Source organism: Prevotella sp. KH2C16, from assembly GCF_900113305.1.
Lineage (GTDB): Bacteria > Bacteroidota > Bacteroidia > Bacteroidales > Bacteroidaceae > Prevotella.
This window is the reverse complement of the sequence record NZ_FOOW01000033.1, coordinates 1-16,768: the sequence shown is the minus strand read 5'-3', so window position 1 is coordinate 16,768 and position 16,768 is coordinate 1. Positions and strand designations below refer to the sequence as shown.

At 45.6% G+C, this 16,768-nt stretch carries 16 protein-coding genes and 2 pseudogenes; 7 read left to right on the top strand and 11 right to left on the bottom strand.

What is annotated here, in order from left to right; translation table 11 throughout:
• A pseudogene (locus tag BM114_RS13275) lies at window positions 1-252 on the bottom strand (DDE transposase); the annotation flags it as partial.
• 547 nt (window positions 253-799) lie between these two features.
• Window positions 800-1,600, bottom strand: a complete 801-nt coding sequence (locus tag BM114_RS13270; RefSeq protein WP_092114145.1) for an alpha/beta fold hydrolase — start codon at window positions 1,598-1,600, stop codon at window positions 800-802.
• Window positions 1,601-2,013: 413 nt separating this feature from the next.
• Between BM114_RS13270 and BM114_RS13265 the strand changes: the two genes are divergently transcribed.
• The 7 genes and pseudogenes from BM114_RS13265 (at window position 2,014) to BM114_RS13240 (ending at window position 6,984) form a co-directional block, all read left to right on the top strand.
• Entirely contained in the window at window positions 2,014-3,147 is a 1,134-nt protein-coding gene (locus BM114_RS13265) for a sugar transporter (protein ID WP_092114143.1), read from the top strand.
• Window positions 3,148-3,286: 139 nt separating this feature from the next.
• Window positions 3,287-3,460: pseudogene (locus BM114_RS13260) on the top strand (T6SS immunity protein Tdi1 domain-containing protein); the annotation flags it as partial.
• Window positions 3,461-3,647: 187 nt separating this feature from the next.
• Entirely contained in the window at window positions 3,648-4,427 is a 780-nt protein-coding gene (locus BM114_RS13255) for a PoNe immunity protein domain-containing protein (RefSeq protein ID WP_092114141.1), read from the top strand.
• The gene (locus BM114_RS13250) at window positions 4,424-4,744 is read left to right on the top strand and encodes a hypothetical protein (protein WP_092114139.1); all 321 of its coding nucleotides are present in this window, start codon (window positions 4,424-4,426) and stop codon (window positions 4,742-4,744) included. Before BM114_RS13255 ends, BM114_RS13250 begins: the two co-directional genes overlap by 4 nt.
• A 23-nt stretch (window positions 4,745-4,767) precedes the next feature.
• Complete coding sequence (locus BM114_RS13245) at window positions 4,768-5,124, top strand: hypothetical protein (protein WP_092114137.1); 357 nt, start codon at window positions 4,768-4,770, stop codon at window positions 5,122-5,124.
• 371 nt (window positions 5,125-5,495) lie between these two features.
• Entirely contained in the window at window positions 5,496-5,639 is a 144-nt protein-coding gene (locus BM114_RS14485) for a hypothetical protein (protein WP_177207125.1), read from the top strand.
• Between the two features lie 10 nt (window positions 5,640-5,649).
• On the top strand, window positions 5,650-6,984 hold the full coding sequence (locus BM114_RS13240; protein ID WP_092114135.1) for an NADP-specific glutamate dehydrogenase: 1,335 nt from the start codon (window positions 5,650-5,652) through the stop codon (window positions 6,982-6,984).
• Between the two features lie 1,040 nt (window positions 6,985-8,024).
• Here BM114_RS13240 and BM114_RS13225 read toward each other — a convergent pair.
• The 9 genes from BM114_RS13225 to BM114_RS13185 all read right to left on the bottom strand — a co-directional run.
• A complete protein-coding gene (locus BM114_RS13225; RefSeq protein ID WP_177207124.1) occupies window positions 8,025-8,354 on the bottom strand; it encodes a hypothetical protein in 330 nt (109 codons plus the stop codon).
• Window positions 8,355-8,494: 140 nt separating this feature from the next.
• Complete coding sequence (locus tag BM114_RS13220) at window positions 8,495-9,052, bottom strand: NADPH-dependent FMN reductase (protein WP_092114127.1); 558 nt, start codon at window positions 9,050-9,052, stop codon at window positions 8,495-8,497.
• A gap of 18 nt (window positions 9,053-9,070) precedes the next feature.
• The gene (locus tag BM114_RS13215) at window positions 9,071-9,841 is read right to left on the bottom strand and encodes an amidohydrolase (protein ID WP_092114125.1); all 771 of its coding nucleotides are present in this window, start codon (window positions 9,839-9,841) and stop codon (window positions 9,071-9,073) included.
• Window positions 9,842-10,227: 386 nt separating this feature from the next.
• Entirely contained in the window at window positions 10,228-11,328 is a 1,101-nt protein-coding gene (locus BM114_RS13210) for an SGNH/GDSL hydrolase family protein (protein WP_092114123.1), read from the bottom strand.
• Between the two features lie 90 nt (window positions 11,329-11,418).
• Window positions 11,419-12,711: a family 10 glycosylhydrolase gene (locus BM114_RS13205; protein ID WP_092114149.1), complete on the bottom strand. Its 1,293-nt coding sequence runs from the start codon at window positions 12,709-12,711 to the stop codon at window positions 11,419-11,421.
• Window positions 12,712-12,728: 17 nt separating this feature from the next.
• Window positions 12,729-14,189 (bottom strand): DUF5018 domain-containing protein, encoded by a 1,461-nt coding sequence (locus tag BM114_RS13200; RefSeq protein WP_092114147.1) that lies wholly within the window; start codon window positions 14,187-14,189, stop codon window positions 12,729-12,731.
• 17 nt (window positions 14,190-14,206) lie between these two features.
• Window positions 14,207-14,650, bottom strand: coding sequence for a hypothetical protein (locus BM114_RS13195; protein WP_092114121.1), 444 nt, complete (start codon window positions 14,648-14,650; stop codon window positions 14,207-14,209).
• Between the two features lie 45 nt (window positions 14,651-14,695).
• Window positions 14,696-16,387: a RagB/SusD family nutrient uptake outer membrane protein gene (locus BM114_RS13190; RefSeq protein ID WP_092114119.1), complete on the bottom strand. Its 1,692-nt coding sequence runs from the start codon at window positions 16,385-16,387 to the stop codon at window positions 14,696-14,698.
• Window positions 16,388-16,455: 68 nt separating this feature from the next.
• Window positions 16,456-16,768, bottom strand: a 313-nt coding sequence (locus tag BM114_RS13185; RefSeq protein WP_218151495.1) for a transposase, incomplete at its 5' end; no start/stop codon positions are given.

The following is a 16,768-nucleotide window of genomic DNA, read 5'->3' as shown; positions in this document are numbered from 1 at the left end:
GTGATCACGGATAGGAAAGTCATTAACCTGACGGCTTTCTGTGAAACCATTAGGCTTAAGGTCATGCCACTCTTCTTCACGAGCGTCATTCTCGTCAAGATAGATATGGAGAAGGACACGCTCATCACTAGTCTCTTCAATAATGCCTGTGTGGTCTTCACGAACGTCTGTCACGTCAAAGAACTCAAGTATACCTTTGGGAAGAAGGTAACTGGCCAGAATCTTGTAATCAAATGCTGTTTGCTTACTCATGGGTGCAAAGTTAATGCATCTCATGAACTTTTAAGCATCAAACAAGAAAATATCGGCCTATACTACAAAATTATGCCACGGATATTTGCAACTGTGCCAAAATAGTTCTTTTTTCATTGGCAATTAAAGTTCAAAGGTCATGGCAATTAGTAATTATTGTCCTTTGCCAAAGTTAAGAATTTAATCGTAAATATTCCTTAAAACATCAACAAAGTTTGTGAATATTTTGCAATATTAACATTTGTTTAATAGAAATTCATCCAATGAACGACCTCTTTCCATACGCATTCTATAGCCTCCTTTCACCCTAGGTGAGGCGATATGGCAAAGCCACTGCCATATCTCTTTTTTCCACACACATTATATAGCCTTGCTAGAGGCATCGTATAGAGCTGCTATATGCCACACCTAATGGGACAAAATCGCCGAGATTGAACGACAAAATCGGCGATTTTGTCCCATGATTTCGCCGATTTTGTCAGCAAGGCAGCGGCCTTTTACTATTCCGGAGGCAACCAGCCTGAAAACCCAAAGGAGCCGGCAAGCCTCATTCCTTGTTGATTTCCTGCGAAATCAGCTGGCAGGCCGGCAGCAACACCGTGCCGTGGTCGAAGCCTGGAAACTCATAAAGGGGAATATGCCCATTGCCCACACCCTCGAGAACCGACTTCAGATAGAGGTTCTCCTCATAGCGCGACATCTGCTCGAGACGGCGGTCGCCGGTATAGAGAATGAGCTTCGTGCCCAGCTTCCGCGCATGGTTCAGGGGGGCATAGTCGTCCACGATCGGGAGGGCAAACGAAATCTTGCGCTCCTTGCGGATGGTATAGTGCGTGGCACACTGGCCGCTCACGGGAAAATAGCCCTTCACGCGGTCGGCATCTATCCCGTAAGCGGCAAGATAGGACTTGTCGAGACAGAGCATCAAGGCCAGGTAGCCACCCGCGGAATGCCCGCCGACATAGACTTGCGAGGGGTCGCCGCCATACTCGGCTATATGCCTGCACACCCAGGCTACCGCCAACGCCGCGTCTTCGGTATACTCCGGGTTCTTGCACTTGGGATAGAGGCGATAGTTGGGGGCGACCACGGCAAAGCCCTTACGCAGGAATTCGTCGCGGAGCTCCTTGCTTCCGCCCTCCAGTCCGCCCCCGTGAAACCACACGAGCGTCTTGAAGTTCGGCTTTCCCTGCGGGTAATAGACATCCAGTTTGCAGCGTTCCCTGCGATAGGCGTTGGCCTCGCCCTTCTCCGTATACGGAATATCGGTCAGCAGCTTGTAGGCTTCCTGGGCAGAACCTGTAAGCACGAAGGCCGACAGGAATAGCAATAACACAATCTTCTTCATTCTATCTTCCTATTTTATGGTTTACATTCCAACTCCTTCCGTCCGTGGCAGACTCTCTTCTGCCGCGCCGCCCCCTCGGAGTCTCACGGCATGCCGCAGCCCGTATCGCAGGCGATGTTCCGCCGGACAACGGCAAAGATAACACTATTTTTAATAAGACAAAGCATGAAACGGCAATAATTCTTGTAGAAAAGGCATAAATTTCCAGCGGCAGGAGGCGCAAAGCCTTCAGGACGAGCCCGTGGGAAAGCGCGCATGGAATTACAACGAAAATCAACACAAGACCAAGAAAAAACTCAACTTTTCAACTCTATTTGAAGAGTTTTTCAATTATCTGTTGTAAATTTGCACTTACTCGCTGCATTCGTAGTTGGAGAATTGGAATACAAACGCAATGAAGTAACCTAAAAATTATGACCGGCAAATTGAACAAGGGCATAACCCGTGCTAAGACGAAAATAGAAGAAGGAGACATTTTTTATGTATACAATGACTATTACAAGAAATACTTCTTCGGAAAGATTCTTGTGGACATATCCAATAGACTGACGAAACATATTGAGGGGGCTTGGTCTTCTATCGGTTTCTTTTCAGATTGCTATTTGGTGGCGGTGTATAAGGACATACCTGACACTCCGGAATTGCATGGGCGAGAGTTCGTCATTCCCGGTAGTTTTATCTATAAAAGTGAGTTCAATCGTCGAAACAAAGACGGCATGGATTGGGTTTACTACGACCATGAGGATATTGATTACCACACATTAGAGTTTCCCGAATACCTTATAGCCAGTAATTATGACATCTATTTGGAAAGAGGCGAGCTGAGCCTCCTTACAGGATTAACACGCGAGCAATATGGCGATGAGTACCATATTACAGGCTCGAAGACTGGTAGTCTTGATTTTTCAAAAGCTTTACTATTACAGGGATATAAAACAAATGAGGAAAAAATTTATTATCATGACCTCCGTCTTTTACCAGATCTGCGAAAGACTATCTACGCAATGATAGGGGAAGATCCTAAAATGTCGTATTATGATTTGGCTCTGAAACATGGAAAAGACTTGGGGCGTTTTTATAGAGAAGGGCTTCCTGCCAAGACCATGCTACCAAAGAAAATGGAAATAGACAAACGCACAGGATATCCCAAAGAATTACTGTGCGGAGTGGCTTGGACTTTCAGGCAGGAGAAATTCCCATCTTTGGCGGCATTTACAAAAGAATTAAAAGAATACAATGAAGATGTTTCTGAAGATTCTTTTTCAGATTTATGGTCGAGCGACTTGAAGCTAATCGGTAATCGTATTTTGGTGCAGTATGAACACTGGGACAACGGCTTGGATGACTCAAGGGAAGAACAACTGCTTTTGCAGGCGGATAATGGCAAGCATTTTACAACGGCAGAATTACTTTACAAAATTCACAATCAAATTCGTAACAAGTTAGTGAATGATGATAATGTATTCTTCGAAGGATTGCAGCTGTTTGAAAGAGATGATGCCAATTATCCTAATACACCTTATTACTATATACTTCAGGGCAGTTAAATATTAGTAAGCATGATGCATATAGACAACAAGAAGGCTAAACGGACTCAGAAGATGAGTAATGAAGTAGAATTGTTTAAATAAAACGATAATATTATGGCTCAATTAACATTTGCAGAAAGGAATAAAAATCACTATATTAGATATAAAGGGAAAGATACCCGCTTTACAATATAGTCAATGTTATGGTTATGTACCAGCCTTGGCTTTAGGAGGCAAGGCATCCAATAAAAACCTGCAAGTGGTAGATGCCAAGACCTATATAGATATTATAGGACAAGTTGCTGGGAAGATTATAGATTTATCAGATTAAAAAGTTACGGGAGCAAAAGAAAGAAAAAATAAAACGAATCAAAACATATGAAATTAATAGATGAGAATCCCAATAAAGCCATTATTACAACAAAGTATCTATAGAACTATGCAAAGGTCAGGAAGCTGCACGAAATGATATAAATAGTAAATGGGTTATTGTTTAAAGCAACAAGGTGGTCTATCAAATGGAACAAAGAGAAAGTCTTAATTCTGCGGAAGGTCTGAGGAAAAATATTTCCTTGGATGAGGAATTCATACAAAAAGATTTGGCCAAGATATCCTCCCTTTTAGAGGATGAAGCTATTGGCATCCAACGGCATAAGAATCCCAATCTTTATATCATAAAAAGAACACGGTTGAAAATGGTTGAAGAGTATTTGGACTTAATTAAAGCCAAATATTCACTGGGGGGGCCTATAAATAATCTTTTAGAAGATTATACAGAAGGTTTGACAGTTTTCGAAACGCTGTGGGCTTCTATGGAAGACAGCGACTTTACCTTTGGCAAGCCATGTAAGCCTTTTTATAATTCTTGGCATTACTGGCTCATCTTGTCCTATATTTGCTTGGGCATTCTGTTAGAGGTCGATGACGGAATATTCCAAAAAGTGATAAAGATTCGTGATAGAGTCCCCACCCCCGACTTTCTGTTGGACTATCTTCTGTCTTTTAAAGATGGCCGAGAGGTATACCAAGAGACGATTGCGGGAAACCAATTCAAGTCTCTGGTTAAATTGTTGAAAGAAAAAGGGGCAGACTTAGCTGCTGTAGATTTTAACAAATACCTTATAAAACAATGGTTTAAAGATTACAAGCGTATGGGATGGGAAGAATCTCACATGGACGATTATCACACAGGCTACTGGAGTTTTGAGACGGGAGCCATCGTGAAGCTCCTAAAGATTGATGACGGTTCGCTTAAGGGCATACCCTATTATCCATACGATTTAGTACATTGGCTATGATGAAAAAAGTGTTTGCCTACGATGTGGCATCAGATAAAGACATCGAGAGAATGATGACCGAGGGAGAAGCTATCAAGCTCTACAAAGAGTTGTCTGAAAAGGACGGAACTTTTATAGGCATCTATTATGACGGAGACAAGTTTGTGCAGTTTGCATGGGAAACCGCGGGCTTTTGGTTGATGGAGATTCCGCAGATGGAGAAAGACGGTGCTCTACATAAGTATGTTGGATATAGGGAGTGCATAGAGCTTATCCGTGATATATACAAAGGAGCAGACCCAAACTTAACTGACGGTTTGCACTTTGAGAGCTTTTAAACTGATTACTTTTTTAGAAATTTATGGAAAAAGAAGATAGAATTGATCAGATTACCAAGCAGGTAAAGATATTGGAGCGAGTACCACGCGACAAGCGAATAGAGGTGTTTAATCGCGGTGCAAAGAACATTTATGTTGTTGGCAGTATTTTATTGTTGATAGTTCTTTGGGCAATCATCTTTGGAGAAGCTATTATTGATATGGAACCACTTTGGCAACTGGATAGAGGTTTTATGAGGAATACTTGGAACATCATCGGCAAACTCTTCTTTCCAGTTTTCCTGCCATGTATATTCATTATTGGAATTCCAATAGAAATTCGCAATTACATTATCAAACGAATAGTGAATAAAGAATACCCAAAAGAACCAGAGAAGTAGTCAATAAGCGATGAGCATAAAACTGAAAAGGGGCAATGACCATCCAGGTCCATGCGGTCATCATGGAATTATCCTATCGTATGATAAGAGACAGACGACTGATACGGGTATATATCATGGGTTTAGCGAGGAATAGATAGGGGCATTTTTTATTTCTATTTATCACAATTACAGAACAATTATATTTTTTCTCAAAAGCAATATTATTTCCTAAGTTCAAGATAGAAGTGCAAATTCTGTAGTGTGGCAGAAGGCTGTCCTTGATGTTCGGCACGGCAGGAGGCTCACCTCACAATGGTTTTCATGCCATGGTATCACCGGAAACAAGCGGAATCACAAAAAGAAAGTTTTACTCGTTAAATTGTCAACAAATGGAGCAAAAACAGGCCTCTACTTTTCTTTTTGAAACAAAAAATAAAAATTTTGCTAACATTTTGTTGCCCGTTTGGATGAAATTATTTACCTTTGCAAGCGCAAGAGAGAAAATTCCAGACGACAAGTCAACGATTAAATAAGATTAGTGTTATGAACGCAAAAGAAGTTGTAGAGAATTTGAAGTTTAGGTTTCCCAACGAGCCAGAGTACATCCAGGCGGTAAGCCAGGTATTAGGTACCATCGAAGAGGAGTATAACAAGCATCCTGAATTCGAGAGCGCCAACCTCGTTGAGCGGCTCTGCATCCCCGACAGAGTCATCCAGTTTCGCGTTTCCTGGGTCGACGACAAGGGGCGCGTGCAGACCAACATGGGCTACCGCATACAGCATAACAATGCCATAGGCCCCTACAAGGGCGGCATCCGGTTCCATGCCTCCGTCAATCCGTCGATTCTGAAGTTCCTTGCCTTTGAACAGACCTTTAAGAACTCGCTGACCACGCTCCCCATGGGAGGTGCAAAGGGAGGCTCCGACTTTTCTCCCCGAGGCAAGAGTAACGCCGAGGTGATGCGCTTCTGTCAGGCCTTCATGAACGAGCTTTACCGCCATATCGGTCCTGACGAGGATGTGCCAGCCGGCGACATCGGTGTAGGAGGCCGCGAAATCGGCTATATGTTCGGCATGTATAAGAAGCTCACCCACCAGTTCAGCGGCATCCTCACGGGCAAGGGACAGGAGTTCGGAGGCTCCCTCATCCGTCCGGAAGCCACGGGATACGGCAATGTCTACTTCCTCTGCAACATGCTCAAGACCCGCAACATCGACATCAAGGGCAAGACGGTGCTCGTGAGCGGCGCGGGCAATGTGGCACAGTACACGGTGGAGAAGCTGATCGAGCTCGGAGCCAAAGTGGTTACGATGTCCGACTCCGACGGCTACATCTACGACCCCGACGGCATCGACCGCGCCAAGCTGGACTATATCATGGAGCTGAAGAACATTGAACGCGGCCGTATCCGCGAGTATGCCGAGGAATATGGAGTGAAATATGTAGAGGGAGCGAAGCCCTGGACGGAGAAAGCCGACATCGCCCTGCCCTCCGCCACGCAGAACGAGATTAACGAGGAAGCCGCAAAGGCTCTCGTTGCCAACGGTGTCATCGCCGTCTCAGAGGGAGCCAACATGCCCTCAACACCCGAAGCCATCAAGGTGTTTCAGGATGCAAAGATACTCTATGCGCCGGGAAAGGCGGCCAACGCGGGCGGCGTTGCAGTGTCAGGACTGGAGATGAGCCAGAACTCGGAACGGCTGCACTGGAGTCGCGAGGAAGTGGATGGCAAGCTTCACTACATCATGGACAACATCCACGAGAACTGCGTGAAATACGGCATGCAGCCCGACGGCTATGTCAACTATGTAAAAGGAGCCAATGTGGCCGGCTTCATGAAGGTGGCCAAGGCCATGATGGCACAGGGAATCGTATAAGAGTGTGCTGGACGGAACCGCCGGCAGAATTGAAAACCACAGATGCGGGGGAGACGGGAATCGGCTATCTCCCCCGCATTTCCTTTTCTACCAAAAGACCCGGCAGAAAGAAAACAATCGGGCAAAACAGGTCCCGGGAATAATAGGGGCGGCAGATTCTCTGATTTTCCGTCGTTTCATAGCTATCTTGGGCGGCAGGAAAATCCTACCACATCACATTACAAACAAAGGATATTACACAAAAAGCCCTTCAAACCATAGGGCTGAATTATGAAAACCGACAGTAACGCAAATCCTCCAATCCCAATTACCATACTTACAGGCAATATCATGAAGAGCAGCCATGTGGGCATTAGCTCATCATATTTATTGCGCTGAAAGCATTCCAATATATGCAAAACCCTCCCTTTCTTGAGATATCGAATTGCTACATAGAGGAGAATGACGGCAAAATATGCCACAAAAACAAGGCCGTTGATATTCCCTTGCCTATCCCGCAACATCTCTGCAATCGACCCAAAGACCAGGAGAAAAACAAACAACAATATGCTTGCAACATATAATATGCTACAAAACATAGCAGGATTGTCTTTCTTTTGATAGGTTATGTATATCCTATAAAAAATATAATCAATGACTTTATTCATTGTCTATACGAATGCAAAGTTGATCGGTCATCGTTCCAACTCAAAGCCCACCCAGGCAATTTCCGACCTTAGGATTTCGTCCGAAGTGCCAGACAGCTCGAAATTCTCCTCTGTTAAATTGGCTGGCATATTAATGTTCCAGGTCCGGGACAAGTGAGAGAGATTCTTAAATAGGGCTATTAAGAAACTCTGCTTGTCCTGACTGCTTAGTTCTTGGCTGATTTCCACCTCTATCAAGCTTTTGTCTTTCCAATATACATCACAGCTGCCAACCTGGCATAATCCTCCGATCTGCGAAATAAGCGAGGAACAAATACTCCTCGCTTTGTCCATATCCGTGGACTTAATAAAAACTCTCCAGTAAATCGTTCTTGGCATATTCTTTATTAAAAATCAATTTGACCGCTCCCAGTCTATGTCTAAACTCTGTAATATCTTATTTTCAAAGATTCTTTTCATAGCTCCATTCTCTTCACCAGTGAAATCCTTTGTATTTATTTTCTTAAATGTGCTACGATCTAATGGAGATGTGCGATCAAATCGAATGACCGCTGGATATTCGTTGTTTTTATTAATTACACAATACATAATAACAGCAGAGTCTTTCTCTATTGGCACTTTGAAGTCGCAATAGTAATAATATATGTCAGCAGGATTTATCACCTCAAGACTGTCCGATTGATTCGTAATCCAAACTTCTAAACTTGGATTCTTGCCGTTCAAACCGGCCAATAATTTAACAAGGGTAGAGACATGTACATTACACTCATAAGCCTGTGCATAAGGATAACTTCCTGATATCACCAAACTACATGATGACATCAAAGCTGTTAGCAGTATGGCGTATATGATATTCCGGAATCTCATCCTATCATTTTCCCTTTTCCAAGGAACGAATCGACCTGCTCTGCAAGCTGGGTTTTCTGTTCTTCGTCCAAAGTCAGCTGATTGGTAGTCCAAGCTTCCATATCAACACGCAGACCCACCGACGGTTCCGCAACCTCTGCGCCTATGAATGTCAGCAGCTCGGTCAACTTTTTCCGGCAGCCAGAGGTCATTCCTGCCCCACCAGTACCTGTCAGGGCGACATGCTTCCCCCTGATGGCCGTCGGCGTCTCATAATCACCAGCCACCAGCGGACGCGAAAGCCAGTCGAAGAGATTCTTAACAACACCAGGATAGCTGCCATTATACTCCGGCGTGAACACCCACAGGGCATCGGCAGCCTTGACAGCCTCCCTCACCCGGGTTACGGCTTCCGGCGCAGGAAACTCAATGTCTTGATTGATAAAAGGTACATCTGCATAGTCCAGCCAGCAAACCTCTGCCTTGCCTTGCAAGAGTCCACTTACATAGTCGGCAAGCTGCCGATTAAATGATTGCTTGCGGGCAGAGCCCACAATAAACAAGATTTTCTTCATATCTAATAGTTTTTATAATTAGTTTTCATCACGAATACTTGGCCATGGATCCGCATCATCAAGGACCGGGAAAATTTTCCGGAAGCCTCTAAGTGTCCGAATTTTTAATTCGGCCGTAGCCACACCCACTTTGCCAGGCTCACATCCTGCCATCGTCTTGCCATAAGGTCCTATGATTTCTGATCCCCCGGCATAATCACAGGTCGGATCCTTCCCCACCCGATTTACGCCTATCACATAGCATTGGTTCTCGATAGCCCGGGCATGAAGCAAAGTCGACCATGCCTCTAAGCGGATAGAAGGCCAGTTGGCCACATAAATCGCCAAATCATAATCCTTATGATTGCGGCTGAATACAGGGAAGCGGAGATCATAGCAGACTTGAAGGAGAATTCGGAAATTCTGATATTCCACGACTACCCGTTCATTTCCAGGCGTAAAGTGGACATCCTCACCCCCGTATGAAAACAAATGCCGCTTGTCATAATGGAATTCCGTTCCGTCAGGAAGGACGAAATAAAAACGATTAAAGAATCGGTCGCCCTCCTTCACGGCAATGCTTCCAGCGACGGCGCACCCTCTTCTCACCGACTGCGACTGCATCCACTTCAGCGAGCAGCCGTCGGCCTCAGCCACTCCTTCCGGTTCTGTGGCAAATCCCGTCGAGAACATTTCCGGGAGCACATAGAGGTCGGAACCTGCATGCTTATCCATCAACATCTCTGCACGATGCTGATTTTCCTTGGAATCACCCCAAACGACATCTGTCTGTAGAATGGTTACCTTCATGACGGATTTTCTTCTTCGGGACAAAACTACGAAATTATTTCCTGACAGCAAAACAATCCCCGAATTTATTGCGGGCAAGAAAAAAATGACTCTTTAAAAACTAAAAATACAACTTCAGAAGTCTCTTGGGTCTGTAAATCCGGAACGCTACAATGCTATGCAAGTCATCATAGACCTTGTACAAAGCCCAACAGCAAAGAGGTCTCTCATCCATCAGCCCAAAGCGGTTAATGAATTTCTAAATACGAATATCGGCAGACAAAAGTCTACCGATACACGCTGACAAGCCTCCTTATCCATTCCTCTCGGAAAAGAGCTGGCTAAAAGGAAATCAAAGCTGTAAGATGCCGCCTATGATTTTATAAGTTGAGACTACAGAATAAGTCTTATCGTATGAGTTTCTTCAACTCTTTTTCCAAGAAGTCAGCATAGCGCATCATGCCAAGGTCTGTGAAATGGATGCCATCAACGGTAGCCTCACCATCGTTGCCAATCATATTGACAGAGTGCAATAAATATATATTTTTCTCACCCTGAGCCTTCAATTGATTGAAAATAGCATTCAACATAGCGTTCTTGTCAGCCACTTCACGAGCAATCTTTTGGTCAAAAAGAGCATGAGGATAGTGTGGATCCTCTACGAAAAGGATGGGGGTTTTAGGGTGTTTGTTGCGTAGAATCCGGTAGAACGGCACCAAACTTTCTTTCATCTGCTCCACCGAGGCATTGGGAACAAAGTCGAGTATGAACACGCTGGCATCCACCTCGGTCATCATACGGGCAATCTCCATATCCAGCAGACCGTTGCCACTAAATCCCAGATTGATGCACTCGCGATTCAGTCGGCGTTCCAGAATGTTGGTATGCGCCATGCCCGGGCGTGATGCACAACCTCCTTGCAGAATGCTTGTCCCATAAAACACGAGGGGTTTAGTACGGACAGGAGTTTCCAAAAGTGGCAGCTGAAGCTTAGCTTGTGTGTCAACCCCTATCTGCAAAGAATCAATGCCATCGTAGAGAGGCAGGTAAAGCAGGTATTCTCGATCCTGCGGAGTCATGTTTTCGATGACGGTTGTTTCATTATACTTGCCGTCCGGGCGTGCGCTCCGGGCAAAACGCCATGTGCCATCAGGCAACAGCATATAGAGGTCGAGCCCCTTGATGCCCGTATCTGTCATGTGGCTCATATGGTTGTTGAACCTTACCACCCAACGGAGACATATCTTCGATGAATTGGAACGGAACCGGATGGCTAAACCGGCTGTGTTGCGACCGAGAATCCAGAGCGGCTCCCGTATCTTCCCTTGCAGCGAGTCGATAAGACGGTCATAGCGGGAGAGCGTATGAGTAGTGGACTTTCCTAACAACGGAAAGGCCGAAGCATCCACATAGCGGGTTTGGGCATGAAGACTAAAGGTGCTTAAAACAAATAGAACAGGCACCAACACATGCCTGCTATAATGAAGAAAATGCTTACAATGGTTCATTTACTAAATACTTACCTATATATAGAAAGGAGGAAGCACCGCCTAAACGATGAAAGAAGGGGGTAAAGGCCGGCGTTCCTCGCTGAGATCTTATTTCTCGGCACGGTCTATGCCATCCTTGATTTGACTCCAAATGCCGTTGTTGATGATATGAGAGAGTTCAAAGACCATCAGCCCATCGGTGTGTTGTAGGCATAAATAGATAGCATCCGAAATCTTGCTGACATTCATATTGTACACCTGTATGGAGCCATAAGTTTTGCAGGCGTTCTTAATCCAGCTGTTGTAAGTGGTAACAAAATTCTCCACCGTCCACACCGAATTGGGATTTTCCGACTTCCATACATACTCCGTGTAAGCTCCAAGAATGAAAGCATCGAGTTGTTCGGCAAACCCAGTCATTCCATAAGAGCTTGTATAGATGTTGTTGGCAGTGGGCTCGTAGGTGTTACTGGCCCAGTTCTGGCCATACAGATAACGCGTTCCCCAATCGGCAGATGCCCAGAGATAGACGCCTACGGAGTCATTGATATTCTTTACGCAATCACGAATATTGGTTACAAGATTGGTGATTGTCTGCGACCGAAACTCTACCCATCGCTTATACAGGTCTCCCTGATTACCACTTTGAGTGATGATTTGGTTGCGGCTGGACACATTCTGGCCTATATAGGCGGAAAAGGCATCCATCGTTGCAGGACTGAATCCAAAGTCTTCACTCCACCAACGACAGTAATCGAGGCAGATGCCTTTGATCTTAGGATACCTCGTGACAATTTCTCCCACTACCGAGAGTACGAGCTGCTGCACTTCTGGAATGCACGGATTGAGCATTACGGCATCAACATTCTTCTCGTCTCGCATGTCTACAAGTTTATCGGAATTATTGCCGTCCATACGCATTTGCGTCTTTCCGTCCCATTTCATATCGTCGTAGACAAGACCTTGCTTGTTGTTAGCATCTCCATAGCCGAGAGTGGAAATTGTAGGGATGACATCAATGCCAATAGCCGTGGCCTTTTCTATCCAGTAGCCCAGATAGTCCCAGTCGCCATTTATGGTAGTAGAACCCCATGTCTTCAGGGTGGGCAAGACATCGCTATTATAGAGCGCATAGCCTATACCCGGCTTTACATCGAGGTAAATCTGGTTGAAACCCGTATCCTTGATACGCTGCAGATAGATGTCAATATTATCTTTCGTGGCAAACCGTTCAAGGTTGGCTGAGGCATCAATCCATACGCCTTTAGGCTTTACGGTCTTGGCATGGGTAGCCGGGGGATTTAGAGGGATGTCTGGAACGGGCACATCGGAGATGTCGTTGTTACTGGATCCGCAAGCCACGAACATTAATGCGGCCAGCAATGCTAAGTATTTCTTCATATTCTTATTCATATCATTCATTCATAACAGGTCAACTTATAGGTTCTCAGGCCTATACGGCTAAACCATACGGCCAAGTAGGCACAATTCTCTTCGGAACTCCAGTACCAGTCGAGCCATTCGCCATAGCTCCATGCGCGGTTTACGACTTCAGCTATATTGAGGTTCTCGTGTGCCAGAGTCTCCAGATCGGTATCAAGCACGGCAGCCGTGTGATACCATGAAGTTCCTGAAGTGAGAGCCACATAAGTCTTACCGTTGATGGGCAGAGCAGTCACCACTGGTGTATGTGCACCGCCACGGAAGAGCGCACAACCAGTACCCACCCACCAAGTTTGCAGACGGTTCTGCCATAAACCTGGCATAACTGTGGTGGTTGCGCCACCCGCATTATTGATATACACATGCACACTATTGGCTACATTGGCAGTACCTTCCACATCTCCGACCACAAAACTTGGCTGATCGGAGTCGTCGAGCGGTGATATCATCTGCCACCCATTGACATCGCTGCTGGAGTATCCAGAGATGACAGTGGTATAATTGGAAGCCAATTTCCCATCATTGACGGCAATGCGATAGTGTGTGCCATGGCTGTCGCGCGGGGCCAGAGAGGTTATCCAAGCCTTTCCAGTGATATCGCCGGCCACTTGGAAATTATTGGATGCATCGCTTGCTGGAGCCATATTTACATTGATAGAACCTACTTCTGTTGGCATATCGGTCGGCTTTTTCCAGTAATAGAAAGATGTTGTGTTATCGTGAGAGACTAAAGCAACGAGCGTACCCTTATAGTCAGATGTAATACAACGAATATTCTGCATCACTATGGAACCTGTATTTAGCGTGCCGGCATCGTTCAGTTTGTCCTTGTCAACGACCTTTATGCAGTAGGGCAAAGTCGAATCGTAGTCAATGTAAGCCCTTGACAGCAGTACTATATAGTTCCCACAATAGGCCACATACATATTCAAATCGCCATACTCAAGTTCTGTCAATCCGAAGTTATTGACCTCTCCTGGGTAACCAAGCTCCGTAAAGTCTTTCTTTGCTCCAACCTCAGCATAGCTGAAACCAGAACCGTAAGGAAGTTGGTTGGACGGTCCATAGGTTACCGTATACACATGTTGTACCTTTCCGTCACCTGAGGTAACAGTGTACTTGACACCACCATCCTGAGCGAAATTTTGCGGAATGGAGGGATCGGGACTCACAGTGGCCCCGTTTGAGAGGTAGAACTTGGGGCTTACGGAGTCCAACTCGGCAACGGCATCCAAATAAGGTGAGACCTTCAGAATGATGGTATCCTGCCCAATCCGTGAATTGAACACAATTCCACTGCGCCCTTGAACAGTGAAGGAATAAAGTATCTCCGCATCATGGCGAAGTCCTTCAGAACCCGATTTATCGTCACTGCACGAACAAATGAGCGCCATACAGCCGATAAACATGCCTGATAATACAGTTAGTCTTTTCATGTTTGTTTTTTCATTAATCATTGATATTCACCTCTAACGCGATAATAGCGAACTGTATTGACACCCGACTTCACGGCAATGATGATACCATCACCAGTTATATCAAACCTGCCCGAGAGGGAAGGCGTGATGAACTCATCATAGGTAAGGGTTGCCGTCAAGTAGACATTGGTTAGGTCGAAGTCGTCTTGCTGCGATTTCGGTATTTCAAAGATGATTAATCCGTAACCGCCTTCTGCCTGTTCCTGGGTGAAGTCTGTTCCCAATATGTTGCCATCTTTGTCAAACTCGTAGATAGTACCCAAGTATCCCGTGCCGCTATGCGACACGCTACATGCCATCTGTGAGATAGTATTGGCGGAATGAACGAACTCATCGTCTGCATCAGCACATCCTTGCAGCAGGGAGGCTATGACCAGGAGGGTGAATACAAAAATTCCATTTTTTAGTATTTTAGTCATGTCAAGCATTTTTTTGTCTTTCTTTATTGTGTTTGTTGGCGGTCTTTACCAGTATGGATTGTCCTTACAGAGCTTGTTGTTGGATGTTTCCGAAGTGGGTATCGACAGATAATAATAGCGTTCGGGGAATATTCGAGGCGTGCCGCCATCGCATTCCACGCGAGTATAAGTATATGTTCCGTTGTCATCACGAGTAATTCTTACACCGTGGGCATTCTGCCCATTGATGACATTGGATGCCAGTTTCCAGCGTTTGAGGTCCCAGAACCGGAGTCCTTCACCTGCCAGTTCCACGCATCTTTCCTTTCTCAGCAGTTTCATGAAGGCATCTTTGTCGGGCGCATCCGTCACTATACGGGCAGATAAACCTACACGACTGCGCACCTCGTTGAGGGCATCCAGTGCCTTTGTACGATATTGCTGATAGTCCAGATTTGCATAAGCCTCGGCTTTATTAAGCAGCACTTCTGCATAACGAATGACAATATCATATTGCCAGCTGTGTTCGTTTACAAATTCCTTGTTTCCTTCCTGCAGATATTTGCGTAGATAATAGCCCGTACAAGTATGTCCACCAGTAGCTCCACTTTGTGTGAAAGGAACAAAGTTATCGATTCCGCCGACATACGACTGTATCTCCCGACTCTCCCAAGTGGCACCATTGTAGAGAATGGTGGCCTTAAAACGGGGCTCACGATCGGTATACGGATCGCTGTGGGAATTACTCCAAGTGTTCCAAGAAAAGTCTGTACCATCCTTGAACTCATAAAGGTCAGCCAGTTCTGCAGTGGGGACATGCTCACCATAGACAGAGGTATTGTAGACAACACCGTCTCCGTAGGGACGGTTGAAAGCGTCGAAATTGTGTACCACACTACCTTTCTCATAGTAAATTGCAAACAAAATCTCAGGCGAGTTATCCTGTCCGCCATCCACTTGGAACAGCTTTGCATAGTCTGGAACTAGTTTTGCGCCGAGGTTCTGGCACTTATTGGCGGCACCAATGACCATCTGCCACTTGCCTGCATAGAGTGCCATACGGGAGATGAGGGCATAAGCCGTGAGTTTAGTGGCTCTCCCCGTTTGTGAGGTTGGCCACGATTCTGGCAGATAGCGGGCTGCCCAAGAAAGCTCGTCGAGCACATAGTCCCAGCTTTCAGCCTCCGTCATACGGGCACGGTCGGTATCTTCTGAATATTGACCATCATCCACTCCGTTCACCCCAGTGGTGTCAGTACGCAACACAACACCCCCGTAAACACGAATAAGACGGTAGTAAGACCAAGCGCGGCAGAGCCTTGCTTCGGCACGGCGTATGTTGCACCAGTCTTCGCCAAACTTGCCGCCGTAGCGATCGATATCGGCCAGCAGTACATTGGTACGGCGAATACGGGTGTAACAATCTTCCCAGCAGTTGAAGGGACCTGCATTTCCCGTTGAAAAAGAGCTGCTTTGCAGGAGTGCTTTGTTGTAACCATGGTTGTACTGATCCCACGATGTAGACTTCATCAGGTCAGAGAAGGAATCATAATAACAATTCCGGCTGTTAGCTACCTGACTTACATCTGAGAAGGTTTTGTATGATGCAGTAACATAGGCATCGGCTGAAGACTCACTGGCCCAAACTGCAACATCAGACAATGTGTTCGTGCTATTCATGTCAAGCACATTGTCGCAAGAAGTAAAGAGGCCAGCGGCGACCAGCAGGAATAATAATCTATATATTGATTTTTTCATGTCTCATCCTCCTATTATATTTAAAATGTTACATTTAGTCCTATACTATACGCGAGTTCGGGATAAGATTACCATGCAAATAGCTCTAATTGTCTTGATTTCTCCACATGCACTGGCAGCGCCTCCGGCTTGTTGTCAAAGAAACAGTAGGCCGCGAGAGCCGAGCATAGGTTCATCATAAAGTTGTGTATGGACCGGTGTCGTGAATGCACGAGGTTGGCCTTGTTCTTGAGCAATTCGTTGATACACTCGATGATGTACCTTTTTCTGAGCATGATCTTGTCCCACATGGGCATGAGCTTATTCTTCATGTTGGCCTTGAGGCCATGCACGAGATGGATGCCCTGGTCGAAGAGATGCTCGAAGAGTGCCTTCTTGATG